Origin of the sequence: Facklamia sp. P13055 (genome assembly GCF_050409445.1) — a bacterium.
Classification (GTDB): Bacteria; Bacillota; Bacilli; order Lactobacillales; family Aerococcaceae; genus Facklamia.
The window spans coordinates 1-5,218 of the sequence record NZ_JBNUPL010000040.1 but is presented as its reverse complement, the minus strand read 5'-3'; the positions used below and the strand labels follow the sequence as shown (position 1 = coordinate 5,218).

General features: G+C 36.2%; 7 protein-coding genes and 1 other annotated feature. All 7 genes read right to left on the bottom strand.

What is annotated here, in order from left to right; all coding sequences use genetic code 11:
• Nucleotides 1–277: hypothetical protein (locus ACQV2O_RS08395; protein WP_428875549.1), on the bottom strand; the 277-nt coding region annotated here is incomplete at its 3' end.
• A gap of 297 nt (nt 278–574) precedes the next feature.
• Nucleotides 575–1,822, bottom strand: a complete 1,248-nt coding sequence (locus tag ACQV2O_RS08390) for a sensor histidine kinase (RefSeq protein WP_428875547.1) — start codon at nt 1,820–1,822, stop codon at nt 575–577.
• Nucleotides 1,812–2,516 (bottom strand): response regulator transcription factor, encoded by a 705-nt coding sequence (locus ACQV2O_RS08385; protein WP_428874541.1) that lies wholly within the window; start codon nt 2,514–2,516, stop codon nt 1,812–1,814. Before ACQV2O_RS08385 ends, ACQV2O_RS08390 begins: the two co-directional genes overlap by 11 nt.
• 117 nt (nt 2,517–2,633) lie before the next feature.
• Nucleotides 2,634–3,011, bottom strand: a complete 378-nt coding sequence (gene rplL / locus ACQV2O_RS08380) for a 50S ribosomal protein L7/L12 (protein WP_428875546.1) — start codon at nt 3,009–3,011, stop codon at nt 2,634–2,636.
• A gap of 59 nt (nt 3,012–3,070) precedes the next feature.
• Nucleotides 3,071–3,607, bottom strand: coding sequence for a 50S ribosomal protein L10 (gene rplJ, locus ACQV2O_RS08375; RefSeq protein WP_428874539.1), 537 nt, complete (start codon nt 3,605–3,607; stop codon nt 3,071–3,073).
• 37 nt (nt 3,608–3,644) lie between these two features.
• Nucleotides 3,645–3,767, bottom strand: a sequence feature (ribosomal protein L10 leader region).
• Between the two features lie 37 nt (nt 3,768–3,804).
• A complete protein-coding gene (rplA, locus tag ACQV2O_RS08370; RefSeq protein WP_428874538.1) occupies nt 3,805–4,494 on the bottom strand; it encodes a 50S ribosomal protein L1 in 690 nt (229 codons plus the stop codon).
• 82 nt (nt 4,495–4,576) lie between these two features.
• On the bottom strand, nt 4,577–5,002 hold the full coding sequence (gene rplK / locus ACQV2O_RS08365; protein WP_428874537.1) for a 50S ribosomal protein L11: 426 nt from the start codon (nt 5,000–5,002) through the stop codon (nt 4,577–4,579).
• Nucleotides 5,003–5,218: the final 216 nt, after the last annotated feature.

Sequence of the window (5,218 nt, the reverse complement as noted above, 5' to 3'; positions counted from 1 at the left end):
ATGTCATTGTATCAAAATCATATGACCATTCTAAGTCTTTTAATCCTTGACCTGCCACATAATCGTGGAAATGTTGCTCAGCTGCTTGCATACTTTCTGCTTTGTATTCTGAAGTAATATTTGTATCTGCTGTTTTTACTTCTAATTTATAAGTAGTTTTCTGCTCTTGTGCTTCAACTGGATTATTTTGAGTTTGTGCGTTTACTGATGTTGCTACTGGCATTCCTGCTGCTGCAACAGTTAATGCTGCAACTGAAGTTAATAATAATTTTTTCATTTATTATACCTCTTTCTTTTTTGTTTTTTATTTTTCTAGCGACGGCTGGAAAGCTATTTGCATTCCTTACTTTTAATATTAACAAACTTCTAAATAATTTTCAAGGCTTTTTAAAGATAAAATTTAAAAACTTTAGGAATTCTTTAGAGTTTTGTTAGTACTTAAGTTTGAATAAGCATTTAACTTTCTTCCAACATGAATAATTATAACCTTCTCTTAAAGAATAGCAAGTAAATCTAAAGTTTTTAAAGATACAATTCGGTTTCAAATATTACAAGTATTGTAATGTTTGATTCTTTAATGTAAGTCTTCCCTTAAGATTGGAATTTCGACCCGAAAGACAAGATCTTGTTCTTCCACAATTCCATAAGCTACCCCTTGATGAAGGGCAACCATATTGCGTACAATCGCTAACCCTAAGCCTGATCCCGGTTTTTGAGAGGTCCGTGAGCTGTCAGCTCGATAGGATCGTTCAAATACTCGTTCCAAATCTTCCTCATTCAATAAGGTGCCATTATTTCGAAACTCGATAACCACCCATTTTTCTGTTTTAATCGTATCCAGTCTGTTTTTTTGATAGCGAGTATATTTTTTATACTCTTGATCAGTCATTTCTGTCACTAATATTTTTTGATAAGTGGCACCTTCTCCGTATTTAAAAGTGTTGGTTATAAAGTTGTTAAATACTCTTACCATTTTTTCAGGATCAATTTCTAATACCAAGTCACTTGGTGTGACTTGACAGAACATTTCAATCCCTGCTTGCTTGGCTTGCAAATTAAAGTCAGCAAGCACCTGTTCTGTAAAAGCTTGCATAGCTATAGCTTGTTTATTAACTTTTGCAGTCGTTTGTTGGGTGGAGGTATATTCAAACAGATCATTGATTAATACTTGCATGCTTTTAGCTTTACTATGCACTGTTTTTATATAAGAGGCCAGTTCTTCTTGAGTTAAATCTGAGCTGTCTTGAATCAGTCTTAAATACCCAAGTATTGAGGTAAGTGGCGTTCGAATATCATGACCTATATTATTCATTAATTCATCTTTTGTTTTCTCGGTCTCGTCTCTTTCCTTAAAAGCTTGATTAATAGAGTCCATCAGGGTGTTCACATCCTGAGCCAAAGTGACATAGTCTCCAATTCCCTCATTGGGAATTCTCAGGTCATACTTGCCTTTAGCCATGGCGGAAATATATTTACGAATATACCTTAAAGTAATCCGATTTCTTTCATGAATATATCTAAAAGTCACTGTAATAAATAAAGTAGCAAGATAAAGACCAATTAATATTTGATTACTTTTATTATAGAGTGTATATGCGATAATGTTATCTTTCAAATTTGTTTTAATGGTCCATCCTAAATTGAATGTTAAAAAATTTAAGAGTTGTTGATAGCTAAACATTAGCACAAGATAAATAAAGGAAACGGTACCAGCTACTATAAATAGATTTATCGTCATTTCAATGCGGTCGCTTTTACTTAGTTTAAAACTTTTAAAAGAAGGAATTAGTCCAGCCTTTTTTTCTTCATTCTTATTTATCAATCTTATAGCCCACTCCCCACACGGTTTGAATAACTTTCTCGCCGCCAGTTGCTTCTTCTATTTTATTTCTGAGGTTACTTACATGGACCATTACCGTTTTAGTAGAAGCAGAGGAATTATCCTTCCAAACACTATTAAGAATTTCATCAGCAGACCAAACTTTCCCCCTTTGCTCGGCAAGTAACTGTAAAATTTCAAATTCCAGACCTGTTACTTTAATTTCTTCTCCTTCAGCAGTCATCACTTGATGTCCTTTAGTATCGATTGTGACTGCTCCTAGATTAATAAAGTCTTTACTGTCTTTTTGCGCTAAAGAATGAGCATTCACACCTTGACGTCTTAAGATACTCTTGACTCTAGCGACTACCTCTAAAGGTTCAAAGGGTTTAGTAACATAATCATCGGCTCCTGCAAGCAAGCCAGAAATTTTATCGGTTTGAGTCTGATTAGCTGAAATAAAAATAACTGGAATATCTACATTTTTATGACGCATGGCTTCTAATACTTCCATCCCCGTCATTTTAGGCATCATAATATCTAAAAGAGCGATATCTAATTCAGGATGTAAGTTAATTATTTCTAAAGCTTCTTCTCCGTTATTAGCTAATATACACTCATATCCCTCATTACGCATATAAATATGTAATAAATCTAAAATTGCTTTGTCATCATCTGCAATTAATAACTTGACCATTTTCTTCCCTCCTCAATCTTTCTCTTCCATTATAGCCCAACTTTTTAAATTTATCTTTAAAAAGGGAAAAACCTGATCAGAAGATCTGACCAGGTTAATATAGATGGGATAGAGAAATTATTTAACTTCTACAGATCCACCAACTTCTTCAATTTTAGCTTTCAATTCTTCAGCGTCTTCTTTAGAAATGCCTTCTTTGATTGCTTTAGGAGCGTTGTCTACTAATTCTTTAGCTTCTTTCAAGCCCAAGCCAGTAGCTTCACGAACCACTTTGATTACTTTAATTTTAGCGTCGCCAGCTGAAGTTAATACTACGTCAAATTCAGTTTGCTCTGCAGCAGCTTCGCCACCGCCAGCAGCAGGTCCAGCTGCAACAGCTACAGGAGCCGCAGCAGATACGCCAAATTCTTCTTCAATTGCTTCTACTAATTCGTTTAATTCTACAACTGTTGCTGATTTGATATCTTCAATAATTTGTTCAATATTTAATGCCATTTTGGTTTCCTCCAAATATTTTTTTAGTTTATATTGTACTTATGCGACGAGCGATCGATTTAGGCAGCACCTTTTTTGTCGATAATTCCGTTCAAAGCGTAAACCATTTGTTGTGCTGGGTTTGCTTGAGAAAGGACAGATGCCACATTGCGCATTGGCGCTTGCAATACAGATAGTAACATTGAAAGTAATTCTTCGCGACCAGGCATTTTCGCTACTTGTTCAATCATTTCTTTAGTAGCTGCTTGACCTTCAACAATTCCGCCACGAATTTCAAGAGTTTCATTGTCTTTAGCAAAGTTTGCTGAAATTTTCGCTGGATTTACGACGTCATCTGAGAAGACAATCGCTGAAGGACCCTTGAATAAATCTTGAGGAACTTCGATTCCTGCTTTTTCAGCCGCACGACGAAGCATTGTGTTTTTCACAACCTTCATTTGAACGCCTGCATCACGTAATTGTTTACGGTAGTCTGTTACTTCTTCAACCGTTAAGCCAAGATAATCCACTACAACGATTGTTGCAGAGTTTTTCATATCTTCAGCAATTTTTTCAATTTCTTGAGCCTTTGCATTTAATACTGCTTCTTTAACCATGTTTCTTCTTTCACCTCCATCAAATAGGTATAGAGATTTTTAAAATTAAAAATCTCTATGTCACCTAGACATAGAGATAGCTTCCTGTTTAACGGGAACTTCCTCGGTAAGAAATTAAGGCTTAGCCACTTACTGTCTTAGGTCGTTTAAAATACTTATTTATCATAGTGATAAACAAATTATTTGTCAATATGAAATTATAAACTTTCGACGTTAATCTTGATTCCGGGTCCGAAAGTGGTTGCTAAAGCTAAATTAGTAATATAAGTTCCTTTAGCTGTAGCTGGCTTCACACGCATAATTTGCTCATGAAGTGCTTTGAAGTTTTCCACTAATTTTTCATCTTCAAAAGATACTTTACCAATTGGAACATTCACGATACCTGCTTTATCTGCACGGTAAGTTACTTGTCCAGCCTTGATATCGTTAACGGCTTTGGTTACGTCCATTGTAACGGTACCTGTTTTAGGGTTTGGCATTAAGCCTTTAGGTCCTAAGACACGACCCAAACGTCCAACTTGTCCCATCATATCTGGGGTAGCTACCATTACGTCGAAATCTAACCAACCACCGTTGATTTTATTAATTAGATCTTCTTCACCAACAAAGTCTGCTCCAGCAGCTTCTGCTTCAGCGGCTTTTTCACCTTTTGCAATAACTACCACTGTTTGTGTTTTACCTGTTCCATGTGGTAGCACCATTGCGCCACGAATTTGTTGGTCTGCTTTTTTAACATCGATATTTAAATTGTAAGATACTTCAACAGAGGCATCAAATTTTGCAAAATCAATTTCTTTTGCTAATGCGACTGCTTCTGTTACATCATATTTCTTTGTACGGTCAACTTTTTCTCTTGCCGCTACATAGTTTTTGCTTTTCTTAGCCATTTGTTTTTCCTCCTATATTTGTGGTTATTCGGGGTTTCCCTCCCACACCCGATAGAAACGGGGCGAGAAGCTACCTTGGCGCTTAGTCTTCGACTGTAATCCCCATTGAACGGGCAGTTCCTTCAACCATACGCATAGCAGCTTCTACATCGGCTGCATTTAAGTCTGCCATTTTAATTTCTGCGATTTCACGGACTTGATCACGTGTAACCTTTCCGACTTTGTTCTTGTTAGGTTCACCTGAAGCCTTTTTCAAGCCAACAGCTTTTTTCAATAGGATTGGAGCTGGTGGTGTTTTAGTAATAAAGGTAAATGAACGATCTTCATAGACATCAATAACAACTGGAATAATCATTCCTTGTTGATCTTGAGTACGTGCGTTAAATTCCTTCGTAAAGGACATGATATTAACGCCGGCTTGACCTAACGCTGGACCTACTGGTGGAGCTGGGCTCGCTTGACCTGCAGGGATTTGTAATTTTACTTGAGTGACAACTTTTTTAGCCACGAATATTCCTCCTTATGTCAATTTTCGTGATGTGGTAATTGGAGCTTTTATCTTTTTTAAACTTGCTCCTCCCACCCAATGCATGGTTTGAATACATGCATTTCAATATTATAACGGAAGGCTTATGAGATTGCAAGAAGTTTTTAAATAGCTTTTTCTTGTTGTTAAACGTAAATGATAATGTCTCAAGAGAACACAAATCAAAATGTCCCACTA

What these genes read in the sequence shown, in the direction of transcription:
- ACQV2O_RS08385 (WP_428874541.1), bottom strand. Translation starts at nt 2,516, where the DNA reads ATGGTCAAGTTATTAATTGCAGATGATGACAAAGCAATTTTAGATTTA.
- rplL (WP_428875546.1), bottom strand. Translation starts at nt 3,011, where the DNA reads ATGGCATTAAATATTGAACAAATTATTGAAGATATCAAATCAGCAACA.
- rplJ (WP_428874539.1), bottom strand. Translation starts at nt 3,607, where the DNA reads ATGGTTAAAGAAGCAGTATTAAATGCAAAGGCTCAAGAAATTGAAAAA.
- rplA (WP_428874538.1), bottom strand. Translation starts at nt 4,494, where the DNA reads ATGGCTAAGAAAAGCAAAAACTATGTAGCGGCAAGAGAAAAAGTTGAC.